The sequence below is a fragment of the Pseudomonas sp. GW-45 genome (assembly GCF_056896675.1).
On sequence record NZ_CM167674.1, the window covers coordinates 1,021,995 to 1,047,902 of the forward strand.

The window sequence follows — 25,908 nt, forward strand, 5'->3', positions numbered from 1 at the left end:
TGATTGCGAATTGATGGGTCCAGCACGTGCGGCGGAGCTGTTATATAACGGCTGGGATTTATTAAATGTCTGTCATCATATAAAAGAAGTCAACTTTTTCTTCAGAGCTGTCTTTTTGGGCCAAAGGCCTTACTGTGCGGTTTTGAGACGATATTGTGGTGGAGGTAAAGTACTCATGCATGCTACCTTTTATCAGTTATTGCCGGACGTTTGTGCCTGAAAAGGTGCTTTTCCGTATAATGGCAATTCGCCATTAATTCCGTGCCACCTCACCTCGGATCAGCTGAAATATGCTTCCCAGTAGTTATAACTCCGTTCTCGTCGCCTTCTCTCTGATTGTTGCCATTCTTGCTTCCTACACGGCGCTCAATATGGCGGCGAGGGTAGCCAGTGCGCGTGGCCGAGCTGCTCTCCTGTGGCTGGTAGGTGGGTCATTTGCTATGGGCCTGGGTATCTGGTCCATGCACTTTGTCGGCATGCTAGCGTTCAGCTTGCCCATCCCCCTCGGTTACGACCTGGGCTTGACCTTGCTCTCGTTGTTGATTGCCATCGGCTCATCCGCCTTCGCCCTCTGGATGGTATGCCAGCGCGATATGCCAAAAATGCATTTGATGCTGGGCGCATTGCTGATGGGCGCGGGTATTGCTGCCATGCATTACACCGGAATGGCGGCGATGCAGATGACGCCGCAGGTAGTTTATGTGCCCTGGATTCTGGTGTTGTCCGTGGTGATTGCGGTAGTCGCCTCGGGTGCCGCCTTGTGGATCGCATTCCGTCTGCGGGGTGATTCTGAGCACGTTTTTTATGCGCGCATAGGTGCGTCGCTGGTGATGGGCTGCGCCATTGTGGGCATGCACTACACCGGTATGGCGGCTGCCCAGTTCCCGATTGACAGTTTTTGCGGTGCCGCCAACAGCGGCATTGATGCCAAGTGGCTGGCGATTGTGGTCATTGTGGTGACATTCGCTGTATTCGCTATCGCGTTGATCATTTCCATGCTGGATGCGCGTACCAGCATTCTTGCTTCCTCTTTGGATGAGGCCAACAGTGAGCTGGTACAGTTGGCTTTGCACGACAACCTGACCAAATTACCTAACCGCATACTGCTAGATGATCGCTTAGACCAAGCCATTCAGAAAGCTACCCGCGACGGCCGCAACTTTGCCGTGCTGTTCATGGATCTGGACGGTTTCAAAGGGGTGAACGATATTTACGGCCACCATGTTGGCGATAAGCTGCTGGAAGAGGTGGCACAGCGGATTTTGGATACCAAACGCAGTGAAGATACCGCTGCGCGCCTGGGTGGCGACGAATTCGTACTGCTGATTGATCCGGGTGAACCCGAAGATGCGGCGGTGCTCGCACAGCGCTTGATTGAGAGTTTAGCCAGGCCATATGAAAAGGGCCGTAACACGTTGCATATCTCGGCCAGCATCGGTGTTGCCGTCTACCCCGGCGATGGTGAAACCGCGCATGAGTTGATGATCAATGCCGATGCTGCGATGTATCACTCCAAGGAGGCCGGGCGTAACTGTTACAGCTTCTTTGAAAGCAAGATGAACGCCAACGCCCACGAACAATTGAAGTTGCAGCAAGACCTGTTGGGTGCACTGGACCGCAACGAGTTTATATTGCATTACCAGCCGAAGATGATTGCGCCTGCCGGTCCGATGATTGGCGTTGAGGCGCTGCTGCGCTGGCAGAGCCCGGAGCGCGGCATGGTGCCGCCGGATGCTTTTCTGCCGCTGGCTGAACGCACTGGTTTGATTGTTTCCATCGGCAACTGGGTGATTGATGAAGCCTGCCGGCAGCTTAAAGTCTGGCACCAGCAAGGTAATGCAGACTGGAGTATTGCGGTTAACCTCTCGACCGTGCAGTTGGGTCATCCAGGTCTGGTTGATGCGGTGCGCTCGACTTTACAAAAACACGATCTGCCGCCAAGTTGCCTGGTGCTTGAGGTAACTGAGTCGACTGCCATGCGGGATGCTGAAGGCAGCCTGGTGATCCTCGATGAGCTAACCAGTCTGGGCGTCAGTATTTCGATTGATGACTTTGGTACTGGCTATTCCAGCCTGCTTTATCTCAAGCGTCTGCCGGCCAACGAGCTGAAGATTGATCGTGGCTTTGTAACTGAGCTGGCGCAGGGTAATGATGATGCTGCCATCGTTTCAGCAATCGTAGCTTTGGGTAAGACCCTGGGGTTAAAAATCGTTGCTGAAGGTGTAGAAACCGCTGAACAGCAGGATTTACTGACCCGGCTCGGCTGCGACACCTTGCAAGGCTTTTATCTTGGTCGCCCGGTGGCGCCAGAGCTGCTGTTTTCCAGTTTGGCCGCTGCCAAAGAAAAGCTGGCTTCGCAAGCCCCTGCCGCTGAGAGCTAAATCATCCTTGATGCTCATGCGGCGGGGGGTACACCACCTCAGCCGCGCATGCAGAACCCCGCTCGATTTCCCTCTGACCCCGCATTGCTTCAGCTATTGTTTAGCCTGCTGTTATCCCTCGCTGTGCTTTTTTGTGTCTATCAGTAACATCTCCGCTCCTATTTGATGCGCTAAGTCGAACACTCTGCGGCAGATTTCAGAAGAAAATGTCGCACTGATACAAGTTCAATTCCGCTGCCTTACTCCAACCGCTCTAGAACAGGTGCTGGTACGGCGCTTGCATTGTTTGATGACGCTGCGCGCGTCTCAGCTCACTTTTTTGCAGAATCAAGGTGCAGGCGCGTGGTAGAGGGCTTCGTTGAAAGGGCGAGGTCAAAACGAGCATGTCGGGCGCAGCGCGTCCGATGATAGGCAAATTGCTATCAGTCTCGTGTCCACTATAGTCAATGGGCAGGTCGATACCGGTGATCGGTCGCAGGCTCTTACTCTGTGCTCCACGAGAGCAGACAGAGAGGAGCTCGAGACTCCGACAAAACAATAGCAACTGGAGATTCAAATGAAGATGGTGAAATCCACTTTGGCAGTATTTACCACCGCCGCCGTATTGGGCATCAGTAGTTTTGCACAGGCAGGCGCAACCCTTGATGCTGTGCAGAAGAAAGGATTTGTTCAATGCGGTATCAGTGACGGCTTGCCCGGTTTCTCCTATGCCGATGACAAGGGTAACTACATAGGCCTCGACGTAGACGTGTGCCGTGCGGTTGCGGCGGCGCTGTTCGGCGATGCCACCAAGGTCAAGTACAGCCCGTTGACTGCCAAGGAGCGTTTCACGGCGCTGCAGTCCGGTGAAGTAGATGTGCTGTCGCGTAATACCACTTGGACCAGTTCACGCGACGCGGGTCTGGGTCTGAACTTTGCTGGCGTGAATTATTACGACGGGCAAGGTTTTCTGGTCAACAAAAAGCTGGGTGTGACTACGGCCAAGGACCTGGATGGGGCGACAGTCTGTATCCAGGCCGGCACGACTACCGAGCTAAACTTGTCTGACTATTTCCGCGCCAACAACCTGAAATTCACTCCCATCACCTATGACACCTCCGACGAAAGCGCCAAATCGCTGGAATCCGGTCGTTGTGACGTGCTGACATCCGACCAGTCACAACTCTACGCGCAGCGCATCAAACTGGCCGCTCCAGACGAGTACGTGGTGTTGCCCGAGGTGATCTCCAAGGAGCCGTTAGGCCCAGTAGTGCGCCAGGGTGATGATGAGTGGTTCAACATTGTGCGCTGGTCCTTATTTGCCATGGTTAACGCGGAAGAGCTGGGCATTACTTCCAGCAACGTCGAAGAAAAGAGCAAGTCGACCGGCAACCCGGATGTTGCGCGCTTGCTGGGTTCTGAAGGCGAGTACGGTAATGACCTGAAGTTGCCATCTGATTGGGCGGTGCAGATCGTCAAGCAAGTGGGTAACTACGGCGAAAGCTTCGATCGCAACGTTGGTGCTGGCAGCGAGTTGAAGATTGAACGTGGCCTCAACGCGTTGTGGAACAACGGTGGACTTCAGTACGCACCGCCGGTGCGCTGATCTTCCAACCCTTACATCAGCCCGACCTTGCGTCGGGCTGATGTTGTTCCGACAAGTTGGATCTTCGCTCGCTGTTTGAGCCGAGGATGCGAGAGGCTTATATGCAAAATGCTGCCAATGTGCCGCGACGTCGTGGCTCGGTCCTGACCGATCCAAAGTTGCGGGCATTGATCTTTCAGTTGGTCGCCATCGCTGCGGTGGTGGGCCTTGGCTGGTTTTTGTTCGACAATACACAGACGAACCTGGAACAACGCGGTATAAATTCCGGGTTTGCATTTCTCAATAACACGGCAGGTTTTGGCATTGCCCAACACCTGATTGATTACACCCAGACAGACAGCTACGGACGGGTCTTTTTTGTTGGCCTGCTTAACACGCTGCTGGTTTCTTTCATCGGTATTATTCTGGCGACCGTCATTGGTTTCCTGCTGGGTGTGGCGCGGTTATCGCCAAACTGGTTGGTTCGTCAGCTGGCAACTGTTTACATCGAAACCTTCCGTAATATTCCTCCGTTACTGCAGATTCTGTTCTGGTATTTCGCTGTCATGCTATCGCTGCCGGGACCCCGACAAAGCTTAGGCGTGCTGGACAGCTTCTATCTCAACAGCCGCGGGCTGTATATGCCTTCCCCCGGGCTATCCGAAACTTTTGGATTGTTCTTCGCTGCATTGCTGTTGGCGATAGTCGCATCTGTGCTGCTGGGCCGCTGGGCTGGAAAACGTCGTGAGACAACCGGTCAGACGTTCCCGCTGCTGATATCGATTGTCGCGCTGCTGCTGGTTATCCCAGGTCTGGCGGTGCTGATCGCGGGTAATCCGCTGATCTGGACAGTACCTGAGCTCAAGGGCTTCAACTTTCGCGGTGGCTGGGTGTTGATCCCAGAGCTGATGGCGTTGACGTTGGCGTTGAGTATTTATACAGCGGCCTTCATTGCCGAGATTGTCCGGGCGGGTATTCAGTCAGTTAATCACGGGCAGACCGAGGCGGCACATTCGCTGGGCTTGCCTGCGGGCAAAACCTTGCGGCTGGTGATTATTCCCCAGGCGCTACGCGTGATCATTCCACCGCTGACGAGTCAGTACTTGAACCTGGCGAAAAACTCCTCGCTGGCAGCCGGTATCGGCTACCCGGATATGGTGTCGCTGTTTGCCGGTACGGTATTGAACCAAACCGGGCAAGCCATTGAAGTCATCGCCATCACCATGAGTGTGTACCTGGCCATCAGCATCAGCATTTCGATGTTCATGAATTGGTACAACGGGCGCATAGCGCTGATTGAGCGCTGAGGAGCCGTCATGCAAACACATACGTTTAAACCTGACATGCCACCGCCAAACCAGTCCATAGGTGCTGTCGCCTGGCTGCGCGGGAATCTGTTTTCCGGGTGGTTCAATAGCCTACTGACGCTGTTCGCGCTGTATCTGGTGTGGCTCATTGTGCCGCCGCTGATCAGCTGGGCGTTCATCAACGCCGACTGGGTTGGCACCACGCGCGCCGATTGCACCAGCGAAGGGGCCTGTTGGGTGTTCATCCAACAGCGTTTCGGCCAGTTCATGTATGGTTTTTACCCGTCGGAATTGCGATGGAGGGTGGACCTTACGGTGATTTTGGCGATAGTCGGCGCTGTGCCTTTGTTTCTCGACGCCATGCCCCGCAAGGCGCGCTACGGTATAGGCTTTCTAGTGGTGTATCCGCTGTTGGCCTACTGGTTACTGCACGGTGGTTTTCTGGGGTTGGAAACGGTCGAGACCAGTCAATGGGGCGGCCTGACGCTAACGCTGGTCATCGCTGCGGTTGGCATCGCCGGTGCACTGCCATTGGGCATTATGCTGGCACTTGGGCGACGCTCGGATATGCCGGCGATTCGCGTGCTCTGCGTCACTTTTATCGAATTCTGGCGCGGCGTGCCGCTGATCACGGTGCTATTCATGTCGTCGGTAATGTTGCCGTTGTTCCTGCCGGAAGGGATGAACTTCGACAAGCTGGTGCGCGCGCTGATCGGCGTGATTTTGTTCCAGTCAGCCTATGTGGCTGAGGTGGTGCGCGGCGGTCTGCAGGCGATCCCCAAGGGCCAGTATGAAGCGGCCTCGGCTATGGGGCTGGGGTACTGGCGCATGATGGGCCTGGTGATCTTGCCGCAGGCACTGAAACTGGTTATTCCCGGCATCGTGAATACCTTTATTGCGCTGTTTAAAGACACCAGCCTGGTCATCATCATCGGCTTGTTCGACCTGCTCAACAGCATCAAGCAAGCGACTACCGACCCGGCGTGGCTGGGCATGGCAACTGAAGGCTACGTTTTCGCGGCTCTGGTGTTCTGGATTTTCTGTTTCGGTATGTCCCGCTACTCCATGCATTTGGAGCGCAAGCTGGATACTGGCCATAAGCGTTAGCAGGCTGTTAAAAAATAGGAGTACACAATGAGTGAAGCAAACATGCAGCCGACCTTGCCCGAAGGCGTTATCCAGATGGATGGGGTGCATAAATGGTATGGCCAGTTCCATGTGTTGAAAGACATCAACATGAGTGTGCAGCATGGCGAGCGTATCGTGATCTGTGGGCCCTCCGGCTCAGGTAAGTCGACCACCATCCGTTGCCTCAATCGGTTGGAGGAGCACCAGCAAGGACGCATTATCATCGACGGCACTGAGTTGACCCATGACCTCAAGCACATCGAAGCGGTGCGTCGTGAGGTGGGCATGGTGTTTCAGCATTTCAATCTGTTTCCGCATTTGACGGTATTGCAGAACTGCACCCTGTCGCCGATGTGGGTGCGCAAGACGCCGAAGCGTGAAGCTGAAGAAATCGCCATGCATTATCTGGAGCGAGTACGGATTCCTGAGCAGGCACACAAGTTTCCTGGGCAATTGTCCGGTGGTCAGCAGCAACGAGTAGCGATTGCGCGGGCACTCTGCATGCAGCCGAAGATCATGCTGTTTGATGAGCCCACCTCGGCATTGGATCCGGAGATGGTAAAAGAGGTGTTAGATACTATGATTGGTCTTGCTGAGGATGGCATGACCATGATCTGCGTAACCCATGAAATGGGTTTTGCACGCACGGTAGCCAACCGGGTGATATTTATGGATCGCGGTGAAATCGTGGAGGAAGCCGAGCCTAATAAATTCTTCAGTAACCCTGAGAATGAACGCACTCAACTGTTTCTTAGCCAAATACTCCATTAATAGCAGTTGTTGCCGATAAGCTGAGATTGGGGGGCGGAGCCTCCCTTGCGAGTTTGATGAGTCGTTGTAGCTGGCTGATTGTCAGACAATTCACTACACTTCAGACTCAGCTCAGCTGCCGGTTATCAGGCAGTCAACCTAGACAATATCCGGCGTTTTCACCGGAGCTTGAGGTAACAGGTTTGATGCCAGGGATGCAGCAGGATAACCCACACAAGCGCGACGCTCGGCCAGAGTTCTGGCAGCTGTCGATGCGTTGCTGTCAGCTGGCTGGCGCAGTTGATGTCGCTTTTTTCTTTATTTTCCTTCTTCTTGGTTCGCCCATTCTGGCCTGGGTCAATGTGATCAGCGTGGCTATGTATGTGTACGCTTATCGCGCGTTCGCCCAGCGGCGTAACCGGCTAGCGATCATGTTGATTCGCACAGAGGTGCTAGTGCATGCCGGCCTCGGGACGGTGCTGGTGGGCTGGGAAAGCGGTTTCCATTATTTTTTGCTGATGTTCATACCTGCGTTGTTCGTCACCATGCGAGCGCGCAGCGCCTGGATTTTGGTTGCCTGTATGTGGGCCTATTACGTAAGTTTAGATGTGCTCATGTGGTACATCGAGCCACTGCAACCTATATCATCTAATGCGCTGTTAGCCGTACATGTTTTTAATCTGACGGTGGTTTTTGGCATGTTCAGCTACCTATCACTGTTCTATGTAAACACTGTAACCCGCGCGCATAAACGGCTGGCGCGGATGGCGACTACCGACTCACTGACCAGTTTGTTCAATCGCCGGCACATCATCGCGCTGACCGAAAAAGAGCTGGCCCGCCATCATCGCCGTCCGAGTAATCTGACGTTTATGTTGATGGACGTAGACCACTTCAAACAAATCAATGACCAATATGGGCATGATGTTGGTGATCGTGTTTTGGGCGGCGTGAGTCAGGTTCTGAAAGACTCAATGCGTGAACAGGACTTTATCGGCCGCTGGGGTGGTGAGGAGTTTCTGGCGGTGCTGCCAGGGACGGATATTGAACAAGCGGCAGCCAGCGCTGAGCGCATACGCAAGGCAATTGAAGTATTGGTGGTAGAGAGCGATGGCAAGCGAATCAGCGTCACTATCTCCATTGGCATTACCCAGTACCGTGCAGAAGAGCTGCTGAGCAACGCCATCGCTCGGGCTGACCATGCGCTTTATGAAGGTAAGTCAGCAGGGCGAAATCGGGTAGAGGTAACGCTAATCTAGTTGCGCTGGCTGCGTAGGCGTACCAGCCTGCCGTTTATGAAATGCAGGTAGCGATACATGCCATTGTCGGGGCCGTAAATCCAGTCTTCTTCGTTAACCGAACCTTCGGCGGGAATCCCATCAGCTTCAATATACTGGCCGGTTTTTTCGCGCTGATTCGGCTCGCCGCATTTTTGTAATACTTGCTCTATGCTGTCACCTTCATCGACTAAACCAGTGCCACAGCGCATGGTTGCCTGGAGATTGCAGCTGATCAACAGAAGTAGGCTGCAGATTAAAGTGCTCTTGGTTTTTTTTAACATAGGGCTTTAATCCTGCGAGTTTATTGCGGCTGTGTGACCTGGTCCCCGTCAAGCATGGGGCCGATCATCTCGGCGACCTGATCATAGACGCCCGGGCAGGCCACGAGGTAAGGGTTGCCATGCAAGAGCCCATCGCCGCGCAGAAAGTTGTTGTTGCGACCGCCAGCCTCTGCGATCAATACCAGTCCTGCGGCGCAATCCCAACTTTTTAATAGCGTTTCATAGTAGCCCAGCAACCTGCCGGCTGCGACGTACGCGGTCATCAGTGCGCCAGAACCATTGCGTAAAAACATGCCGCCCTCGCCAAGCAAACGCGTTAAAAACGGAATGAAATGCTCAGTACCGCGTGCATAGAAGGTACCCACGCCGAGTAAGCCTTCGCGAACATGAGTAGCCTCACTGGCGCGCAGTGGTCGATCATTAACGAACGCGCCTTGACCGCGCACGCCGTGGAAGAGCTCATTATGATTGGGATCCGCGATCGCGCCGATGTGCGGGACGCCATCAAGTAGCATGCCGATGGAAACACACCAGTTGTGCAGGCCATTGACGAAGCAGGCGGTGCCATCGATAGGGTCTATAACCCAGAGGCAGCGAGCGTCCAAGTCGACGGAGCCGCTTTCCTCACCTAGAAAGCCGTCATCCGGAAAAGCGGCTAGCAACTCGGCGCGAATATAGTCTTCCAGCGCGCGGTCAGCCATGCTTACGACGTCCTGGCGATGACCGTCTTTGTGCTCAACGATAAGATCGTCGCGTTGCTGGTAGTAGCCCATACCACGACGTGCGGCCTCCTGTGCCACGCGCTTGGCGAGGGCGTAGCGCGCATCTATATCGATTGCGTGGGTCACTGGCTAATCCATGGGTGGCTGTTTGACTCATGAGGGTACTGAAAATCGGCGTTGAATTTAAGTCTGCAGTGCGCGCGAAATGCGGTATTGCCAGGATGCCGCGACGCCGAGCTATCGCCGCTTAGCTCTCGATTGGGCACTTACAGGATTAGAGCGAGGCGTGCAGGCGCGTACTGCTCTCGTTAGCTGAAAGCTTGCGGCTGCAGCGCAGGCTGAGTCTCAGCGTTGCCCAGTAGGGTCGCGCCAGCTCGCGCTGAATCTGCTCGCGGTTCAGGCCTACGTCGGCTAGCAAGTGTTCATCGAGTTTCAGCAGGTGACGGTAGTCGCGCCTCTGCCGGTGATGCTTCAGCACAAGGCTGAAAAGGGATATGAGTGATTTGCTTGGCATGATCGGGCCTCCGGTGATCGTGAAGCTAGAATAAAATTTCCCCTTTTTTTAATACAGATACAGATAAAAAATAAAAATTAGATACAGTGATGGTGTTTACAGAGCTGTATGCTGTATTAAAAGCAAATCTGTACTGATAATTTTTATGTAGGTATGTTTTGTGATGAAACGTTATGAGGAAGTGGCGGCAACCATGCGCCAGCGCATAGAGCATGGCCTTTACCGCGCAGGTGATCGGTTACCGTCTATCCGCGAGCTTTGCGCAGAGTTTGCGGTGAGTATTTCTACCGTTCAAACCGCCTATGCTGGGCTGGAGGCGGAGTGTTTGATCGAGGCGCGACCCAAGTCGGGCTATTTTGTACTGGCGCGATCGGCTCCTAGCGTATTGCCGGCAATGAGCCGCCCAGCCCAACGACCCTTGGATGTGTCGCAGTGGGAGCATGTGCTGAACCTGGTGGGAGAGCCGGGCGCGGAACATGTTATCTCGCTCGGCCGTGGGATCCCGGATGTTGAGGCAAAAACCCTTAAGCCGCTGTTCCAGCTACTCGCGGGTATGCACCGCAGCGCCTCAATCGCTGGATTGAAATACGACTCGCTGGCGGGCAGCCCACAACTGCGTGAGCAGTTGGCACGGCTGGCATCGAGTTCAGGCTGCCTGCTGCACCCAGATGACATTATTATCACCACTGGCTGCCAAGAGGCTTTATCCATTGCCATCCGTACGTTGACGGTGCCGGGTGATGTGGTAGCAGTGGATTCGCCGAGCTTTTACGGCAGCATGCAGATTCTCAAGGCGCATCAGCTCAAGGCGATGGAGATTCCTACCGACCCAGAGACAGGTATCAGTCTTGAAGCTTTGGAGTTGGCGCTGGAGCAATGGCCGATTAAAGCCATACAGATCACGCCGACCCACAACAACCCGCTCGGATACACTATGCCAGAGGCACGCAAGCGGGAGCTGGTAGCACTGGCGCAGCGTTTTGATGTGGCAATCATCGAGGATGATATCTACGGTGATTTGGCCTACCGTGCGCCGCGCCCACGTACGCTGAAATCATTCGATGCCGATGGCCGCGTATTGCTCTGTAGTTCATTCTCAAAGACGTTGATTCCGTCTTTGCGGGTAGGTTGGATTGCGCCAGGTCGTTACCGTGATCAGGTTTTGCACATGAAGTACGTCTCTACCGGTGCTTCAGCGACCTTGCCGCAGTTAGCCGTCGCCGAGTTCATTGCCAAAGGGCATTACGAACGGCACCTGCGTAGTGTGGTGCGTCAGTATCAGCGCAATCTGGATGTGGTGCTGGGTTGGGTGCAGGCGTTATTTCCGCTGGGCACGGGCGTAAGTTACCCGCAAGGTGGTTTTCTGCTGTGGGTCGAGGTGAAGGGCTTGGACTCGGTGCGCCTGAATGAGCGTTTGAGCATTTCGGGTATTCAGATTGCGCCGGGCTCGTTGTTCTCAGCCTCGGGCAAATATCGCGACTGTTTGCGCATCAATTTTACCCAAGCCAATGCCCAGATGTATGACGCGCTGGTGGTGGTCAGTCGCGAGGTGGCGTTGATGCAGGTGGAGTCAGCAGCCGAGGCGGGGGCGTAGCCGCCTCGGTATCGCAGGTTTGTTCAGGCTTGTTTGCTGGAACAGTCGGGTTTGGTTGTATAGGTGCGCGAAGTATCTACCATGCCCAGTTCATCCAGTGTGCTACGGCCTAATAGCACCGGATAATGCATGTTGCTGCGGTCGCGTAGTGAGAATTCCTGGTTCAGCGCGGAGCCGGCAATACACACGTCCATGTTGACTACAGGGCGCTCTTCCGAACCGCCGGCACCACGTACTTTGAGGTTACGCACCAACGGACGCTCGAAGGTGGAAGCCACTGTTTTTTCGCTGTTGATGTCTTCCAGTTCGACGCGGAAGCGCACCCAGTCTTCGCCGTCCTTCTCAAAGCGCTCAATATCTTCAGCATGCATCGAGGAGGTAAGCGCGCCCGAATCCAGCTTGAATTTGACGGTCAGGTCTTCAGGCATGATGACACCTTCTTCCAGCCAGCCAAGCGACTGTGGAGTAGCGGCACTATTGCTGGCCTGTGTGTCGGCATGGCTCAGCCCAGAGCCGGCGATGGCGGCGATAGCAAGGGCGGGAATGAGGGATTTTCTCAGCAGGTAATGCATGAATACGTCTCCTGTTGCGGCTTTTTAGTTAATCTCGATATGTTGAAATGGACTAATGCTCGCTGAAAACGTTCACAAAAAAGCTTATCTGCGTGTTTGACCGGATGTTGCAATGACCGCCTCTGATGTGTCGGAGGCGGTCATTGACGGGTTATTTAGGTGTCAGCTGATAAAGGCCATTGTCGATGTCGGAGCTGAAGTAAATGGTGCCGTTTTCAGCCACGGCTACCCCAGTGGGAATACCGGTGGGTGGCATGCCAGGGCCGGCGGGAAAGCCAATGGGCAGATCGCTGGCAAGCACGCTTTTTTCGCCGCTGGTCGGATCTATTAACAGCAGCCGTTTGGTGGCGCCTTCGGCGACCACAAATTTTCCGTCGGCTGTTTCGCTCAAACCTTCCGGCAACTGTAGGTCGCTAACCAAACGTTCTAATTTTCCGGTCGCCGGGTCTACGCGAGTTAGAAATCCGGCAACTTCAGTCAGGTAAATACTGCCGTCGCGGCCGCGGATCATCTGCACGGGGCCTTGTAAACCTTCGGCCAGCACGCTTTGTTGATCCAGTTTGTCGCCGCTCAAACGCAGTAGTTTGCCGCTGCCCATTTCGCTTACAACTATATCGCCGTTATCCAGCTCGACAGCGCCGGAGGGTGCCTTTAAGCCATGCACCATCTGCAGCGTACTGTCGTTATTACGGTCGATGATTTGCAGGGTTCCGGTGGAAAAACTGGTTAGCAGCAAACGCTCCTTACCCAGCCCTACGCTGATTGGATACTCGACGTCAGAGCCGTGGGCGCGGCGCAGATCAGTCACTTTGCCAGTGGCTGTGTCGACCTTGCGAAAGGCGAAAACGTCTGCGACATAGAGCGTTTTCCCGTTCTCGGTCAGCGCCACGCCAGCAGGCACGGCCAACTCGCCGCCGGTGATCAGGCGGATTTTACCTGTTGCAGGGTAAACTTGCTGGATGCTGTTATCTGCCATGTTAGAGACAAATATGCGGTCCTGGCTGTCGATGGCGAGATTGTCGAGCGAGCTGCTGAGCTGGGCCACATTAGTGGTTTCGCCGCTGCTCAGGTCGATGCGCTTAAGCAGGCCGTTTTGGGTATCGACCGCGTACAAATTGCCTTTGGAGTCAAAGTTAGCCGCAGCGGGGGTGCCGAAGCCGGTCGCTACGGTTTCGACGGTGCCATCGGCCGGGTTAATGCGGACTACTTCCCCCTTGAACCAGAGTGGTCCATACAGCCAGCCATCGGAGCCTACTTCGAAGCCGTTGAAGCCGCCCAGGTCTTTGGCGATCAACCTTGGCTCTTCTTTGCCCGTGGGGTCCATTTCCCAGAGTGCGTCACCGAGAAAGACTTGGCTGGCGTACAGCTGACCGGTCTCATCATTGAAGTCGAGTGAGTTCATGCCGGGTAGGTCGGTCGCAATCACGCGTATGGGCGCGTCGTCGTTGTCGCGTATCAGCAACTGGCCGGCATAAAAACCGGTCCAGGCCATTTCACCTTTGGGGCCAATGGCAATGTCATCCGCCTGGCCTTGGTCCGGGCCGATAAAGGTGCTGGTTTCGCCGCTGTCGATATCCACCTGATAGATGCTGTTACCCACGACGCTACCCGCCAGCAAACGGCCCTGCTTGTCGACCGCCAAGCCATGTACACCCTTGAAAGAAGAGGGTGCGACCAGCGCTTCAGGAGGGTTGTATTCGGTTGCTAGCGCGATGCTGGAAAGGCTGATAAGGCCGGCAAGAACGGCAGCCTGGAATGGAGGCTTCATGCGAGATTCCTATTATTGTTATTGGTAGGTGTGCCTCGATTCTAGCTGCATTAAACCTCAACGCTCGCGGCATAGGTGCGGTTGATGGCGTTGAATAAACGCGGGCAGGCCCGCGTTTATTTGTGTGGGTCAGTCAAATAGGCCCGTAAACGGCAGAAAGCTCAGGGTCTCACCTTGGTTGACCGTGCTGCCGACAGGAATCAGAACCAGCCCATTGGCCTTGCTGGCAGAGCTAAGCACGCCCGAACTCTGGTTGCCGGCAAGCAGAATGCGCCCATCCACAAAGTCTGCGCGCAGGTACTCATCACGATTTCCGGGGCGTTGCCAATCAAAGCCAGCGGGTAGGGAAAATGTTGTGGGCTCAACCGTCGTGCAGCCTAGGCGGGTCAGCAGGTAAGGGCGTACCAGCAACAGAAAGGTCACCAGGGTCGCCGCCGGGTTACCGGGTAGGCCAAGCACAGGAGTATTGGCGAAACTACCTAAGGTGAAAGGCTTGCCCGGTTTGATGGCCAGTTTCCACAGTGAAACTTCACCATTTTCGCGCAATACCTGACCGAGGCAATCGGCTTCGCCCACTGAAACGCCGCCGGAGCTGATGATCACATCAGCTTGATCCGCCAAAGCGCGCAGACGGCTGCGGGTGTGTTCAGGGTCGTCTGGCAGTATGCCGCCGTCGACAATCTGCTGGCCAAGGCGTTGTAGTGCACCGATTAAGGTGAAGCGATTGCTGTTGAATATCTGCCCCGGCTTTAGCTGATCGCCGGGTTCTACCAGCTCATCGCCAGTGGATACCACGGCCACCCGCAATGGGCGCCGCACGGCTACGCGCGCAAGCCCAACCGAGGCGATTACGCCTAGATCCTGCGGGCGCAGCCGTAACCCGGCGGCCAGCAATTGGCTTCCGACGCTTACATCCTGACCTTGTGGGCGCACGTTCTGGCCCGCATGTAAGGGCTGTGTCAGGCGCGCCAATCCGCCCTCGGCCAGCTCGACGTTCTCCTGCATTTCCACGCAATTGGCGCCGGCGGGCAGTGGCGCGCCGGTAAAAATTCGTGCGCAACTGCCCGCGAGCAACGGCTCGGGCGCCATGCCGGCGGTGATTCGTTGGCTGATGGGTAAGCCGTCCGTTAATGCTTTAGGTACGTCCGCCGCATTGAACGCGTAACCGTCCATGGCGCTGTTATCCCATGGCGGTACATCATGCGCGGCGACCACAGGACCGGCGAGAATATGCCCCAACGCTTGCTCCAGCGGCAATTCATCAACCGGTTGGGCGGGCTGGCTGCGGGCGCTGTCGAGCAGCTGTTGCAGCGCTTGAGCAACAGGCATCAGACTCATGCGCGGTTGCCGCACTGCTCGACGCTACCCAAATGCTGCACAAAGTTGCAGGGCCGCGTTCGAGAGTCGAGCTGCTCCTGCAAGATCTTCGTCCAGGCAGTTCGACAGGCATTAGTAGAGCCAGGCACACAGACAATCAGCGTGCGGTTGGCCAAGCCAGCCAGCGCGCGTGACTGCAGCGTAGAAGTGCCAATCTCTTGCCAAGATATATGCCGGAATAGCTCACCAAAACCATCGACCATTTTATCGAGCAGTGGGGTGATGGCTTCTGGTGTGCTGTCACGGCCAGTAAAGCCGGTACCGCCGGTGATCAGCACCACCTGTACGTCTGGCCGCGCAATCCAAGCCGATACCACGGCGCGAATATGGTAAATGTCATCGGGCTGCAGCTGACGATCGGCAAGTTGATGGCCAGCCTCGCTCAGGCTATCGGCCAGCAATTGGCCAGAGGTATCGGTGTCGATTGTGCGCGTATCGCTGACGGTCAGAACGGCGATGGATAACGGGGTGAAGGGCGCGTCTGGCTTGGCCATGCTGGATTCCTTGAAACGGCTATAGCGACCGCCGCCAATGGCTATATTAGGCGGTCAACTTTCTATTGGGATGGGCTGGGTGTTATAACACACAGCCGTTGCTTACCCGAGTTTTGCGTTATGTCTCATCCCTTTACCCATTCCTCCTTAATACTGGCTGGCGGCCAAGGCAGCAGGCTGGCTGGGCGTGACAAGGGGTTGATGGTTTTCAACGGCGAGCCGGTTGCTGCGCACCTTAGCCGACTGTTGCGCGGTCTCGGTGGCGAGTTGTTGATCAGCTGCAATCGCAACCAAGCTGTGTATGCGGCATGGGCTGATCGCCTGGTGGTGGATGACCAGCCTGATTTCCCCGGACCTTTGGCCGGCATCCTGGCTGGGCTGCGCGCCTGTACTACTAGCCATCTTTTGGTACTGCCTTGCGATATGCCCAAGGTGGATCAAGCACTGCTGCAAGAACTTTTGCTCTGCGCCGCAACGCAACCGCTGCGCCCCTGCATGCTCCGCACGGGCGACACTTGGCAGCCGCTGCTCTGCGTTATTCCGCGAGCCTTGCTGCCACAGATGGAAGCCGCCTGGCGGCGCGGCGAACGCAGTCCTCTGCGCTGGCAGCTGGCGCAGCAATCCGGATTTCTGGCGTTGGCGGAAGACGACGAGCGCTTGCATAATGCCAACAGCCTGGAAGACTGGACCCAGTTGTGAAGCCCGACAAACACAGGTAGTTTCTGCAAAGCTCCCTTGCACGATACAGTTGATTAGGTAAGATTTGGTTCAATGACGGAGTGTAGCGCAGCCTGGTAGCGCGTCTCGTTCGGGACGAGAAGGTCGCTGGTTCGAATCCAGTCTCTCCGACCAGTTTCTTGTTTCTCCTCGTTTCTCTGCATGTGATATGCCCCATGAAAAGCCCGTTTTTGACGGGTTTTTTCGTTTTTTCTCATTTCTCATTGTTTCTCTCAATAGCTACCTATTGTGTATGTCATTGTGTATGCTGTTTCGAAATTGTAATCTGCGGAAATTGGCATACATGAAGCGAGCGGAAATCAAGCGCAGGCCTTTGTCTGACACGGTTCTCAATAATCTGCAGCCTGAGGTTAGTGTTTATCGTGAGCAAGACGGTAAAGGGCTATATTTCAAGGTCAAGCCGGATGGTAAAAAGGCGTGGGAATTGCGTTATAAGCGCTCCGATGGGAAGTGGAGCTGGCTGGGGCTGGGCATTTACCCCAGTGTAAGTGGCCTTAGGGCGCGTGAGCTTGCTGAAAAACACCGGAAAAGCATATCCGATGGGAAAGACCCGATTCTTCAAAAGAAGCAGGCCAAAGCAGCGCTTCAGAACATTGCAGACTCAAATTTCAAGAATCTTGCGTTGGATTGGTTTGACGCCCGAAAGCACCGCTGGGGCGAAAGTCACCAGAAACGAGTGCTCGGTGCTCTAGAGTTGCATGTATTTCCGTCGATGGGGGGTAGAGATTTCCGAGAAATTACGGCGCTAGAATGGTTTCGTTTTTTTCAGCGTATGCAAGCCAAGGGGATTTTGGATCAGACGGAGAATGTGCGCCGCTCATGTAAGGGTATCTATAACTTGGCAAAAATAACGGGGCGAGTTTTGAGTAATCCTATCGAGGGGTTAGATGAGGAGCTCGTTAAGCATAAAGCGTCGAATTATCCCCACGTTACTCCTGATGAGCTGCCTGAACTGGTTTATAAAATTGGGACAATGTCTGAAGATGAGCATAGTCCAGAGATTCGCTATGGGTTGTCCATCCTCATGCAGTTGGCAGTTCGTCCCTCGGAGCTGAGGGAAGCTTCTTGGAATGAATTTGATCTAAATAAAGCGCTATGGGAGATTCCAGCAGCGCGAAGTAAATCGAATCGTCCACTGTTGGTTCCTCTGTCTGTTGGCGTCATGCAGAAGCTGGCCCAGCTTCACAAAATTTCAGGCGGCTATAAGTATCTTTTTCCTGGGCGCCACAACCAGACAAAACCGTTAAGCGACATGGCGTTTAATATGGCGCTCCGCCGCTTGGGTTATCAGGGTCGTCAGGTGGGGCATGGATTCAGGCATATCATGTCTACTTGCTTGCGTGAAAATGGCTTCAATAAGGAATATGTTGAAGCTCAACTGAATCATGTCGAAAAAGGCGCTAGTGGGACTTACAACAAAGCGATTTATTTGAATCAACGCAAAGACATGATGGAGTGGTACTCGCGGCACCTTGCGCAACTTTTTGAAGAGTATCAGCGAGGGTTGGATTGAATCGTCCTCAGCTCTGAGTATTTGCCTTTGACTGGGCCTATCAGACGGGTTCTACCCCGCTTCCGACATGGCTTGGGCGGATAATATGGTGGAACGCCGCACGAACCAAATATGTTGGAGCGTTCCACGGGAAAGTGGTTGAGCTGGCTGGAGGCTTGATTACTAGCGACGTTCAGCGCTTTCCGCGCAAACTGAAAATATGGTGGAGTGGGGGGTTCGCACTCAACAGTTAAAATATCCCTGAAAATCAAGATCTTAGGCGCGTTAGCTCGATTATATTAACCTTCCAGTCGCTGTCAAGTGATCGATATCCGCCAAAATCCCTAACCACGACGTCTCGCAACCGCTCCTCTAAGGCCTCGCACTCTTCTTTGTTCAGCGAGGCTAACAACTCAATCTTCTTCGCCCGGTTCTCAGCTTTTATGTGCTCAGCTTCTTCGTAGGTTGCTGGTACTTTCTCGAATTTCTTCATGCCATCACCTGTTTGATGCAGGGAAAAGCTCACTGGAGCAGGTCGAGTGTAGCCAGTACTTAGGTACCGCGGGGGCTTTAGTAAACGAGAGAGTTCCCAGGAATCGCTTTTATAGGAGATTCTTGACTCAGCAACCGCATTCTGCGGTGAATTACTCGAACGAGAGAAAATCAAGAGGTTTGCTGCACGGGTAAAGGCAGGTGGCTCTGTTTTCCGGGAAAGGTCGCAAGTTCCGGCTGAAATGTGGACAAATTCAGGGCCGAGGCGTAAAGCCACTGAAATCGGCCGCTCCAGACCATCGATATGTGGACATGATCAGGGTCGTGCCCCGGATCCATACCAGCGTAACTCAGCGATGAGGTGCGTTGGTGGGGGAGAGCTAGAGGTTTCTTGCACGGGTAACGGCAGGTGGCTCTGCTATCTTGGAAGAACCGCGAATCGCGCCTGATATGTGGGCACGATGAGGGTCGTCCCGTCCTGCCGCCTTACGTAGTGCCGTAATGATCTGCACCGGGGGTGAGCAAGAGGTTTGTTGCACGGGTAGCGGAAGTTGGTTCTGCTTTCTAAAGAGCACCGGAAACCGCGACAGCGGTAAGTCTAGTTCTGGGTTAAAAGACCAAGAGGTTTGCTGCACGCCTGCGCTCACATAGTGATCCTCCCTGGCTTTCGAGGAAATCCCAAGCTTAAGGAGCAGCCGTTCTTTCGGTCCGCGTTTGGAAGACGGTGGCCCGCGTTTGAATGCATGTAGCAGCCATAAGCGGATGCTGCTAGCGGTTCGCTCCTAGGAGGACGCGTTAACAGAGCGATGTTGGAGCTTCAGCGAAATGCCGTCCTCGCCCTTTTCAATCGCCAGCTCATCTCCCAAATTCCAACCAAGCTTTACAAGTAGCTCGGATGGAAGCTCAACAATAATGTCTCCGCTGCCATCCCCAGGATCTTGGCAGACAACTCTCCAGCTATCAGACGCGCCCATAACACACCCCCCCTATATATAGCTAAAGTATGGCAGCTTCATCTCGGGGACGCCTCCCTGTCGCGCACGCCCACGTCCTAACGGCTGTGTTACGGTCAATCGCTCAGATAGCAAAGCTCTCCTGAAGTGAGGCTTTCGAGTATCTCAAGGGGGAGCTAGGTGCCAGCTATTCTCGGCGCAAGTGAGATGGGGTCCTTTTCCTGACGTACCGCTAACGGCCAAAAGCTGACGATCAGATATTTAGATATACTGTCTTGAATTGGCGTGCCCCCCATGGATAGAGAGGAACCACAATGCAAGAAGCGATTGTCACCACGCCGGTAGCCGGAAACATCACACTTCGATTCTTAGAGCTTTGCCAGTTCAGGCGACTAGGTAAGATCCAGGTCGATGTCGACAAGAAGACTACTATTTTTGTCGGAGCCAACAATAGCGGCAAAACATCGATTCTCGCAGCGCTACGCCACTTTCTTTCAGATGGTAATTCCTTCGGTGCTTTCGATATCAGTCTCTCTCAGTGGCCAAGGTTACGAGCGATTGGTAAAGCTTGGGAAGTGCTAAAGGAAGACCCATCGACATCGACTGGGGCCGAAGAGCATTGGATGGAGCAACTCGAAATCATCCGCTCGGCTATGCCAACGTTGGACCTCTGGTTCGAAGCGGAAGCTGGCATGTACCACTACGTCGCCCCTTTTCTCTCTAAATTCAGCTGGAAAGGCGGTGCCGTTGGAGTACGGTTGCGTTTGGAGCCTGCTGCAAGCGTTGACGAGTTGAAACAGTTGGCGTGGGCATATCACGCGGCGCGACTGCCGGTGAGGGAGATGGGAGCGGATTCGCTTGCCTGGCCCATTGACCTCCTCGACTTTTGGTTGCGTGAGCCGCACAAGTTGGGTCAAGTCCGTGCCTACAAACTGGATGCCGATAACAACCCTCTGGAAGGCTTGAAGACCTATGCGACTCAGACTCTGCCAACAGACTCCAGTCCAATTGAGCGGAAAAATCTACAGAAGCTGATACGCGTTGACTTCGTTGCCGCGCAGCGGGGTCTTGGCAGTGAGGAAGCTGATTCCCGGTCTGCTTCTGGTCCCCACCGTGTAGGTATGTTCTCCAATCAGCTTCTCAAGTTCGCTCGTCAGCATCTAAATGTTGCTACAACAGGTCATGGTCATCGCGCAGATCTTATTAAGGCGGTCGCTGAGGCTCAGCAGGAGCTGGACAAGAAAATTCACGACGCAATCGCTCCATCGGTGGATGAGGTTAAAGAGCTCGGATATCCAGGACTGCACGATCCCCAGGAGATTCGCTTCCGCACGCGCATACAGACAGCTGATTTGCTCGACCATGGGACCGCTGTTCAATACAGCATGCAGAAAGACTCACTGGAAGAACTACTTCCCGAATACTCCATCGGGCTCGGATATCAAAACCTCCAATCGCTCAGCTATCAACTGGTTTCTTTCAGGGCCGCCCGACTCAAGCCTGAAAAGGGCACGCCGGCGCCCATTCATCTGGTATTGATTGAGGAGCCTGAGGCACATCTCCATGTCCAAGTACAGCGCATCTTTCCAGATAAAGCTCACAAACTCATCAGCCCGAACGACAAAGACGCATCAGGGCTTAAGAGCCAGTTGATAATCAGTACTCATTCCAGCCATCTCGCGCATGCGGAGAGTTTTGACCGGTTACGATACGTCCGCCGCATAGCGAAAAGCGCAGAAAATCTGATGCCGACAACCGAGGTGGTAAATCTTGGGCAAATTTTCGGTGATGACAAAAAAACCCGACAATTCGCAGAGCGGTACTTCCGCGTTCAGCATACTGACCTTTTGTTTGCCAATGCTGCAATTTTCGTTGAAGGCGTTGCTGAGCGCATGCTGGTACCGCTTTTCATCGAACGAGATTTCGCAACGCTCAACAGCCGCTACCTTTCCTTCCTGGATATCGGCGGTAGTCACGCCCATCGCCTTAAGCCGCTCGTGGAAAAACTTCGTATTCCCACGGTCATCATCACCGACATCGACCCCGTTGAAGAAATAGCAGGCAAGCCAACCAAGGCGGGTGAGCCGACCATCACTCTAGCTGCAGTGGCCAAAAGCAGTCATTGACGAAAAGCAGCGAATGAATTAAGACAGTTGTTAGCGAGCTTCAACAGTTGTACGGCAATAGTCGGTTGTAATGGGCTGCTTTCTAGTGTCTACAGATGCCATTAGTTGCGCGTAAGGTTTCCAATGCTAGCCTTTCTCGTACCGGGGTAACTCAGATATCAGTTTCACTTTGCTGCTCAGTTTGATGCTGCACAGCGCTCATGTCGGATAGTCCAGATGCATTGGCTTGGCATCGGCCTCGAAGACGTCATCTAGGATCTTACAGGCCAATTCGATAGGAGCAACCATCCCATTGCGATTTCGCTGTCGGAGTATGTGCTGAACATCCTGAAGCACACCAAAACATAGCACCGCAGCCGAGCTAAGCTGGCTGCGTTGCTATGGGACAAGCTGTGACAGGATTTAGATGCTCGTTCGGCGCTGACGCAGGCGGCGTATGGATAGGACAAGGGTACCAACCAGCGCCAGCATGGCAATGGCGCCGAGAGTGTTCATCGTACCCAATGCCGGCACCATGGGCGTGTAGCCCGCTACCATCTTGGAGTAAAGCCATTTGGGCACGGTGGAGTCGGCGCCTGCTGTATACAGCGACAACGGGAAATTCCCCCAAGATAACAAAAAGGCAAACAAGCCACCCGACCAGATCCCCGGCCACAATAGCGGCAAGGTCACCTCACGGAAGATCTGCCAGCGATTGGCGCCTAAATCTGCAGCGGCATCCTCAAGGGTTGCGTCATAGCTGTATACCTTAATCGCGATGACGAGGGTAACCACCGGTACGATCCACACCAAATGCGCCAGCACGGCGGTTTTCCAGCTGGGCATCAACCCTAAGGTGTTCATCCACAGCAAAAGCGCCAAACCCAGTACCGCTTGCGGAAAGAAGATCGGCAGAAGCAAGAGTTTTTGGTACAGCTTACGGCCCTTCCAGTCATAGCGGGCAAAGGCTAATGCGCCGAAAAAGGCTAGTGTTACCGAGATCAGCGTGACGAACACGGCGATGCTAATAGAGTTGCCGACCAGGGTGTGTACCTCAATCGACGACCAGGTTTTGCTCCACCATTCGGTTGAATATTTACGCACCGGGAATATAAAGTAACGGCTTTTCGACACGCTCGCCAAGGCACTACACAGGATCGGCAGGTAGATCACCACGAGCACGAAGGCGACCCAGGTACTCACGAAAAAGTTATTGCGGTGTTGGGCTTGACTCATCATTTCAGCGACCTCCCAGCATGCGGTCCAGATCAATTTTCGATAACGCCCAGAGCGTCAAACTACCGATAATCAACACCAGAATCAGCGCAAGGGCGGCTCCCATGGGCCAGTTTTGCGCGTAGGTAAAGGCGATTTCGATGTCGTGCACCACCGTGATCACTGACTGGCCACCGAGAACTTTCGCCTCTGCAACAGCGCCCACTGAGAGCACAAAGGTCAGCAACAGGCCGATCAGAATGCCTGGCATCGCCAGCGGCAATTGGACCTCGCGCCAGATCAAAAGGCGGCCGGCACCTAGATCAGCTGCAGCGTCGACCAAATCCTGCGGCACCATGGAAAGGCCCAGTGTCATGGGAAACAACATGAAGGGCAGGTACACGTAAACCATCCCAAATAGAATGATTTCCGGGCTGTAAAGCACATCAGCATTAAAGTCGATACCTAATATTTTTAGCGTCCCATCCATCACCCCGCCTTTGATAAAAAATTGTACCCAGCCGAACAGTCTGACGTTTTCGGAGATAAACAACGGAAACACAAAAAGGATGCTGACCAAGGAAGACCACTTGCCGAAGGTGTGGTTAAGGCCGTAGGCAATGGGGTAGGCGATGATGGCCAATATCGCAGTGCAAGCCATTGCCAAGCCAATGGACCAAGCAAATGAGGTCCAAACGGTGCCCGACGGGTCAAGGGCTGCAGCAAAGTTAGCAAGGGTAAAGGAGCTGAATACCTCAAAACTTCTGGGGCTGGCGAAGGCGTAACCGACCACCATGATCAATGGTGCGACAAATCCTGCCAGCAGAAACAACATTACCGGGGTAGCACAGCGCAGCCCTGCCGGTAATTTCAACAGCGAAAGGTTCATGTTTACACCCCTGCGACCAGTGCGTCGGCTCGGTTAAAGCCCACCGTCACGGTATCACCGTCTTTAAGGTGGCCACCCCAAGTGCGTGGTACTTCAATCAAGATGCTTAAGCGTGCGCAGCGCACTTGGTACTGGATGCGTGAGCCCAGTGAATACTCATTAAACAGGGTGCCTTGCATCTGGTTATCGTAGTGCTGGCCGGGTTCGACAAAATGCATGTATTCAGGACGTACCACCACTACTGCATTGGTGGCATCCGCCAGTGTTGCTGGCACATCAATATTTAAGCTTTGCGCGAGTTCTGTGTTGTGCCAGCCGGCGCCGTGATTGAATTTGACTGGGAATTTATTAACTTCACCGAAGAATTCTGCGACGAAATCATCGGCCGGGGTGGCGTAGATGGTTTCGGGGGTTCCAACTTGGATGATGCGCCCGCCGCGCATTACGGCGATGCGGTCGCTCATCACCATTGCTTCTTCGAGTGAGTGGGTGATGTAGATAAAGGTTTTGCCGGAGCTTTTGTGCAGGTCTTTGAGCTCTTTTTCCAGCACTTTTTTGAGTTTGTAGTCGAGTGCCGAAAGCGGTTCATCGAAAAGCAAAACGTCCGGATCGTAAGCAAAGGCACGGGCCAGCGCCACCCGCTGACGCTCGCCGCCTGAGCATTGCATGACGCTCTTACCGTAGTAATTCTCAGGTAAGCGCAGCATGCGTAAGAGTTCCAAGGCGCGCTCTTTACGCGCCGCCACCGGCATATTTTTAACTTTGAGGGGGAACTCAATGTTCTCGCCCACAGTTTTGTGCGGGAACAGTGCCAGCGACTGGAACACCAGCGCAGTTGGGCGCAGGCGTGCCGGTACATGGTTGATCAGCTCGCCACGCAGAGTGATGTTGCCACTGGTGGGCGCATCCATGCCTGCAAGCATTTTTAACATGGTGGTTTTTCCTGAGCCGGATGGGCCGACAATGGTCAGAAACTCACCCTCACGGATGTCCAGGCTGATGCCTGATACAGCGGTAAACTCGCCGAACTGGCGGTGGACATCCACAAGTTGCAATACAGGAGGACGAATTTTTTTCGAGGTTAAGGTTTGCGTGTTCATAGTCGAGCCCTACCGAATCAGAATGTCTTAGCGCATGCGTTTAGCAGTGCTGATGATTTCCAGCGCTTGGTCGTACTCAGGGACGATGTCGTATTCCACACAGCGCGCCATTTCCTCATCTAGGCTGTCCCACTGCAGGATGTCGAGTTCTTCACTGCTAAATAGCTTGAAGCACTCCGGATTACCCATTTGGCTGACCGGATTGAAGGTTCCCTCGGCAAAAGCGACCCGGTGGGCGACTTTGGGGTCCTGTACGTACTTGAGAAACTCATAAGCCAGCGGCGAGACATTGGGGTTGTTGACCACCGAGGTGACTTCCACCCAGGACACGCCGCCTTTACCGTTGACCGGCCCGCGCAAAGGAGTGATGCCGCGGATTTCGCTGAATCCGTCGGCGCGTGCTGGCGATGCGGTGTAGGTACCTCCGGTCATGTAGAAGTCGATTTCACCGGAAACCATGGCTTGGTTTAGGCTGGCCACATCGCTGACCATCTTCGCGCCCTTGAACACCTTGATGGCGGTCTGCTCGAACTTGGCCATTTCGGCCTCGGTGTGCACCACAAAAGGGTTGATTCCAGCGATCAGGAAGATATCGAAGACGTTCCAGTCATCGGACTCCTGAATGCCGTATTTGCCGGACAGCGTTGGATCATTGAACAGATCCCAGCCAGTATCCTCGGCAGTGGCGCGGCTGATTTTTTTGGTGTTGACCACGTAGTTGAACGGCCCAAAACGCTGTGCCATGCCTAAAAGATCGTTACCGTCTTCGCTCAAGGCCCATTTGTAGGGGGATTTGAACTGCGGCAGCATGGCGTCGAAGTAGGGTTCGAACTCAGCGCGCGGCAACGGTTTGATCAAACCGGCTGGGGCCATGATTTTGCGTGCCCAGGGGTTGTTGACATTAATCAGGTCCCAGACCTTGGTTTCACCGCCGCGCAAACGGTTGATCATGGTTGGGTCGTTGGTCAGGCTTTCCGCCTTGATGGTGGCCTTGGTCATGGCGCGAAACGGGTCCAGCACTTCGGCTGAGTTGTAGCCTTCCCAGCAGAGAATGTTCAGCTCTTTGCTGCGGTTGCTTGCAAAGGCCGGCATTGAGCCCAGTACAGCATTGGCAGCCAATGCGCCGGCACTGATGCCCATGATTTTCAACATGTCCCGCCTGGATACGTTTTTCATTGTGACTCCTGCCATG

General features: G+C 54.3%; 23 protein-coding genes and 1 tRNA gene. 11 read left to right on the forward strand and 13 right to left on the reverse strand.

What is annotated here, in order from left to right; genetic code table 11:
- Positions 1 to 290: 290 nt before the first annotated feature.
- The 6 genes from AC1XYH_RS04610 (at position 291) to AC1XYH_RS04635 (ending at position 8,389) form a co-directional block, all read left to right on the forward strand.
- The gene (locus AC1XYH_RS04610; RefSeq protein WP_483325488.1) at positions 291 to 2,381 is read left to right on the forward strand and encodes a putative bifunctional diguanylate cyclase/phosphodiesterase; all 2,091 of its coding nucleotides are present in this window, start codon (positions 291 to 293) and stop codon (positions 2,379 to 2,381) included.
- Between the two features lie 556 nt (positions 2,382 to 2,937).
- The gene (locus AC1XYH_RS04615; protein WP_483325489.1) at positions 2,938 to 3,966 is read left to right on the forward strand and encodes an amino acid ABC transporter substrate-binding protein; all 1,029 of its coding nucleotides are present in this window, start codon (positions 2,938 to 2,940) and stop codon (positions 3,964 to 3,966) included.
- Between the two features lie 101 nt (positions 3,967 to 4,067).
- Positions 4,068 to 5,252, forward strand: coding sequence for an amino acid ABC transporter permease (locus AC1XYH_RS04620; protein WP_483325490.1), 1,185 nt, complete (start codon positions 4,068 to 4,070; stop codon positions 5,250 to 5,252).
- 9 nt (positions 5,253 to 5,261) lie between these two features.
- Positions 5,262 to 6,359: an amino acid ABC transporter permease gene (locus AC1XYH_RS04625; RefSeq protein WP_483325491.1), complete on the forward strand. Its 1,098-nt coding sequence runs from the start codon at positions 5,262 to 5,264 to the stop codon at positions 6,357 to 6,359.
- Between the two features lie 27 nt (positions 6,360 to 6,386).
- A complete protein-coding gene (locus tag AC1XYH_RS04630) occupies positions 6,387 to 7,151 on the forward strand; it encodes an amino acid ABC transporter ATP-binding protein (protein ID WP_483325492.1) in 765 nt (254 codons plus the stop codon).
- A gap of 185 nt (positions 7,152 to 7,336) precedes the next feature.
- A complete protein-coding gene (locus AC1XYH_RS04635; protein ID WP_483325493.1) occupies positions 7,337 to 8,389 on the forward strand; it encodes a GGDEF domain-containing protein in 1,053 nt (350 codons plus the stop codon).
- Here the strand turns inward: AC1XYH_RS04635 and AC1XYH_RS04640 are convergent.
- From AC1XYH_RS04640 to AC1XYH_RS04650, 3 genes are all read right to left on the reverse strand, one after another.
- Complete coding sequence (locus AC1XYH_RS04640) at positions 8,386 to 8,691, reverse strand: DUF2845 domain-containing protein (protein WP_483325494.1); 306 nt, start codon at positions 8,689 to 8,691, stop codon at positions 8,386 to 8,388. The genes AC1XYH_RS04635 and AC1XYH_RS04640 overlap by 4 nt on opposite strands.
- Before the next feature lie 20 nt (positions 8,692 to 8,711).
- Entirely contained in the window at positions 8,712 to 9,539 is an 828-nt protein-coding gene (locus AC1XYH_RS04645; protein WP_483325495.1) for an inositol monophosphatase family protein, read from the reverse strand.
- 148 nt (positions 9,540 to 9,687) lie between these two features.
- Positions 9,688 to 9,927, reverse strand: a complete 240-nt coding sequence (locus AC1XYH_RS04650) for a DUF1127 domain-containing protein (protein ID WP_483325496.1) — start codon at positions 9,925 to 9,927, stop codon at positions 9,688 to 9,690.
- A gap of 163 nt (positions 9,928 to 10,090) precedes the next feature.
- Between AC1XYH_RS04650 and AC1XYH_RS04655 the strand changes: the two genes are divergently transcribed.
- Positions 10,091 to 11,521 (forward strand): aminotransferase-like domain-containing protein, encoded by a 1,431-nt coding sequence (locus AC1XYH_RS04655; RefSeq protein WP_483325497.1) that lies wholly within the window; start codon positions 10,091 to 10,093, stop codon positions 11,519 to 11,521.
- A gap of 23 nt (positions 11,522 to 11,544) precedes the next feature.
- Here AC1XYH_RS04655 and rloA3 read toward each other — a convergent pair whose 3' ends face one another.
- The 4 genes from rloA3 to moaB all read right to left on the reverse strand — a co-directional run bounded on the left by rloA3 (position 11,545) and on the right by moaB (position 15,732).
- Positions 11,545 to 12,093, reverse strand: a complete 549-nt coding sequence (gene rloA3, locus AC1XYH_RS04660; protein ID WP_483325498.1) for a retropepsin-like aspartic peptidase RloA3 — start codon at positions 12,091 to 12,093, stop codon at positions 11,545 to 11,547.
- Between the two features lie 151 nt (positions 12,094 to 12,244).
- On the reverse strand, positions 12,245 to 13,861 hold the full coding sequence (locus AC1XYH_RS04665; protein WP_483325499.1) for a Vgb family protein: 1,617 nt from the start codon (positions 13,859 to 13,861) through the stop codon (positions 12,245 to 12,247).
- Between the two features lie 129 nt (positions 13,862 to 13,990).
- The gene (locus AC1XYH_RS04670; protein ID WP_483325500.1) at positions 13,991 to 15,199 is read right to left on the reverse strand and encodes a molybdopterin molybdotransferase MoeA; all 1,209 of its coding nucleotides are present in this window, start codon (positions 15,197 to 15,199) and stop codon (positions 13,991 to 13,993) included.
- The gene (gene moaB / locus AC1XYH_RS04675; protein ID WP_483325501.1) at positions 15,196 to 15,732 is read right to left on the reverse strand and encodes a molybdenum cofactor biosynthesis protein B; all 537 of its coding nucleotides are present in this window, start codon (positions 15,730 to 15,732) and stop codon (positions 15,196 to 15,198) included. The genes AC1XYH_RS04670 and moaB overlap by 4 nt, the downstream gene beginning before the upstream one ends.
- Positions 15,733 to 15,852: 120 nt before the next feature.
- On the opposite strand from moaB, the gene mobA reads away from it, so the two are divergent.
- The 3 genes from mobA (at position 15,853) to AC1XYH_RS04690 (ending at position 17,983) form a co-directional block, all read left to right on the forward strand.
- Positions 15,853 to 16,431 carry a molybdenum cofactor guanylyltransferase MobA gene (gene mobA, locus AC1XYH_RS04680; protein ID WP_483325502.1) on the forward strand — a complete coding sequence of 193 codons (579 nt, stop codon included), beginning with the start codon at positions 15,853 to 15,855 and terminating at the stop codon, positions 16,429 to 16,431.
- A gap of 76 nt (positions 16,432 to 16,507) precedes the next feature.
- A tRNA-Pro gene (locus AC1XYH_RS04685) sits at positions 16,508 to 16,584 on the forward strand.
- A 169-nt stretch (positions 16,585 to 16,753) separates the two neighbouring features.
- A complete protein-coding gene (locus AC1XYH_RS04690) occupies positions 16,754 to 17,983 on the forward strand; it encodes a tyrosine-type recombinase/integrase (RefSeq protein WP_483325503.1) in 1,230 nt (409 codons plus the stop codon).
- A 247-nt stretch (positions 17,984 to 18,230) separates the two neighbouring features.
- Here AC1XYH_RS04690 and AC1XYH_RS04695 read toward each other — a convergent pair whose 3' ends face one another.
- Both AC1XYH_RS04695 and AC1XYH_RS04700 read right to left on the reverse strand, forming a co-directional pair.
- Complete coding sequence (locus AC1XYH_RS04695) at positions 18,231 to 18,455, reverse strand: hypothetical protein (protein WP_483325504.1); 225 nt, start codon at positions 18,453 to 18,455, stop codon at positions 18,231 to 18,233.
- Positions 18,456 to 19,236: 781 nt separating this feature from the next.
- A complete protein-coding gene (locus tag AC1XYH_RS04700) occupies positions 19,237 to 19,428 on the reverse strand; it encodes an AbrB/MazE/SpoVT family DNA-binding domain-containing protein (protein WP_483325505.1) in 192 nt (63 codons plus the stop codon).
- A gap of 293 nt (positions 19,429 to 19,721) precedes the next feature.
- On the opposite strand from AC1XYH_RS04700, the gene AC1XYH_RS04705 reads away from it, so the two are divergent.
- Positions 19,722 to 21,533 carry an AAA family ATPase gene (locus tag AC1XYH_RS04705; RefSeq protein ID WP_483325506.1) on the forward strand — a complete coding sequence of 604 codons (1,812 nt, stop codon included), beginning with the start codon at positions 19,722 to 19,724 and terminating at the stop codon, positions 21,531 to 21,533.
- Between the two features lie 402 nt (positions 21,534 to 21,935).
- Here the strand turns inward: AC1XYH_RS04705 and AC1XYH_RS04710 are convergent, their stop codons facing one another.
- The 4 genes from AC1XYH_RS04710 to AC1XYH_RS04725 are packed head-to-tail and all read right to left on the reverse strand — an operon-like array spanning position 21,936 to position 25,892.
- Complete coding sequence (locus AC1XYH_RS04710) at positions 21,936 to 22,751, reverse strand: ABC transporter permease (RefSeq protein WP_483325507.1); 816 nt, start codon at positions 22,749 to 22,751, stop codon at positions 21,936 to 21,938.
- 1 nt (position 22,752) lies between these two features.
- Positions 22,753 to 23,616, reverse strand: coding sequence for an ABC transporter permease (locus tag AC1XYH_RS04715; protein ID WP_483325508.1), 864 nt, complete (start codon positions 23,614 to 23,616; stop codon positions 22,753 to 22,755).
- A gap of 2 nt (positions 23,617 to 23,618) precedes the next feature.
- Entirely contained in the window at positions 23,619 to 24,716 is a 1,098-nt protein-coding gene (locus AC1XYH_RS04720) for an ABC transporter ATP-binding protein (RefSeq protein WP_483325509.1), read from the reverse strand.
- 27 nt (positions 24,717 to 24,743) lie between these two features.
- Positions 24,744 to 25,892, reverse strand: coding sequence for an ABC transporter substrate-binding protein (locus AC1XYH_RS04725; protein WP_483325510.1), 1,149 nt, complete (start codon positions 25,890 to 25,892; stop codon positions 24,744 to 24,746).
- Positions 25,893 to 25,908: the final 16 nt, after the last annotated feature.

What these genes read in the sequence shown, in the direction of transcription:
- AC1XYH_RS04650 (WP_483325496.1), bottom strand. Translation starts at nt 9,927, where the DNA reads ATGCCAAGCAAATCACTCATATCCCTTTTCAGCCTTGTGCTGAAGCAT.
- moaB (WP_483325501.1), bottom strand. Translation starts at nt 15,732, where the DNA reads ATGGCCAAGCCAGACGCGCCCTTCACCCCGTTATCCATCGCCGTTCTG.
- AC1XYH_RS04630 (WP_483325492.1), top strand. Translation starts at nt 6,387, where the DNA reads ATGAGTGAAGCAAACATGCAGCCGACCTTGCCCGAAGGCGTTATCCAG.
- AC1XYH_RS04625 (WP_483325491.1), top strand. Translation starts at nt 5,262, where the DNA reads ATGCAAACACATACGTTTAAACCTGACATGCCACCGCCAAACCAGTCC.
- AC1XYH_RS04715 (WP_483325508.1), bottom strand. Translation starts at nt 23,616, where the DNA reads ATGAACCTTTCGCTGTTGAAATTACCGGCAGGGCTGCGCTGTGCTACC.
- AC1XYH_RS04610 (WP_483325488.1), top strand. Translation starts at nt 291, where the DNA reads ATGCTTCCCAGTAGTTATAACTCCGTTCTCGTCGCCTTCTCTCTGATT.
- AC1XYH_RS04670 (WP_483325500.1), bottom strand. Translation starts at nt 15,199, where the DNA reads ATGAGTCTGATGCCTGTTGCTCAAGCGCTGCAACAGCTGCTCGACAGC.
- AC1XYH_RS04710 (WP_483325507.1), bottom strand. Translation starts at nt 22,751, where the DNA reads ATGATGAGTCAAGCCCAACACCGCAATAACTTTTTCGTGAGTACCTGG.
- AC1XYH_RS04635 (WP_483325493.1), top strand. Translation starts at nt 7,337, where the DNA reads ATGCCAGGGATGCAGCAGGATAACCCACACAAGCGCGACGCTCGGCCA.
- AC1XYH_RS04655 (WP_483325497.1), top strand. Translation starts at nt 10,091, where the DNA reads ATGAAACGTTATGAGGAAGTGGCGGCAACCATGCGCCAGCGCATAGAG.
- AC1XYH_RS04700 (WP_483325505.1), bottom strand. Translation starts at nt 19,428, where the DNA reads ATGGGCGCGTCTGATAGCTGGAGAGTTGTCTGCCAAGATCCTGGGGAT.
- AC1XYH_RS04620 (WP_483325490.1), top strand. Translation starts at nt 4,068, where the DNA reads ATGCAAAATGCTGCCAATGTGCCGCGACGTCGTGGCTCGGTCCTGACC.
- AC1XYH_RS04695 (WP_483325504.1), bottom strand. Translation starts at nt 18,455, where the DNA reads ATGAAGAAATTCGAGAAAGTACCAGCAACCTACGAAGAAGCTGAGCAC.
- AC1XYH_RS04615 (WP_483325489.1), top strand. Translation starts at nt 2,938, where the DNA reads ATGAAGATGGTGAAATCCACTTTGGCAGTATTTACCACCGCCGCCGTA.
- rloA3 (WP_483325498.1), bottom strand. Translation starts at nt 12,093, where the DNA reads ATGCATTACCTGCTGAGAAAATCCCTCATTCCCGCCCTTGCTATCGCC.
- AC1XYH_RS04725 (WP_483325510.1), bottom strand. Translation starts at nt 25,892, where the DNA reads ATGAAAAACGTATCCAGGCGGGACATGTTGAAAATCATGGGCATCAGT.
- AC1XYH_RS04640 (WP_483325494.1), bottom strand. Translation starts at nt 8,691, where the DNA reads ATGTTAAAAAAAACCAAGAGCACTTTAATCTGCAGCCTACTTCTGTTG.
- AC1XYH_RS04665 (WP_483325499.1), bottom strand. Translation starts at nt 13,861, where the DNA reads ATGAAGCCTCCATTCCAGGCTGCCGTTCTTGCCGGCCTTATCAGCCTT.
- mobA (WP_483325502.1), top strand. Translation starts at nt 15,853, where the DNA reads ATGTCTCATCCCTTTACCCATTCCTCCTTAATACTGGCTGGCGGCCAA.
- AC1XYH_RS04690 (WP_483325503.1), top strand. Translation starts at nt 16,754, where the DNA reads ATGAAGCGAGCGGAAATCAAGCGCAGGCCTTTGTCTGACACGGTTCTC.
- AC1XYH_RS04705 (WP_483325506.1), top strand. Translation starts at nt 19,722, where the DNA reads ATGCAAGAAGCGATTGTCACCACGCCGGTAGCCGGAAACATCACACTT.
- AC1XYH_RS04720 (WP_483325509.1), bottom strand. Translation starts at nt 24,716, where the DNA reads ATGAACACGCAAACCTTAACCTCGAAAAAAATTCGTCCTCCTGTATTG.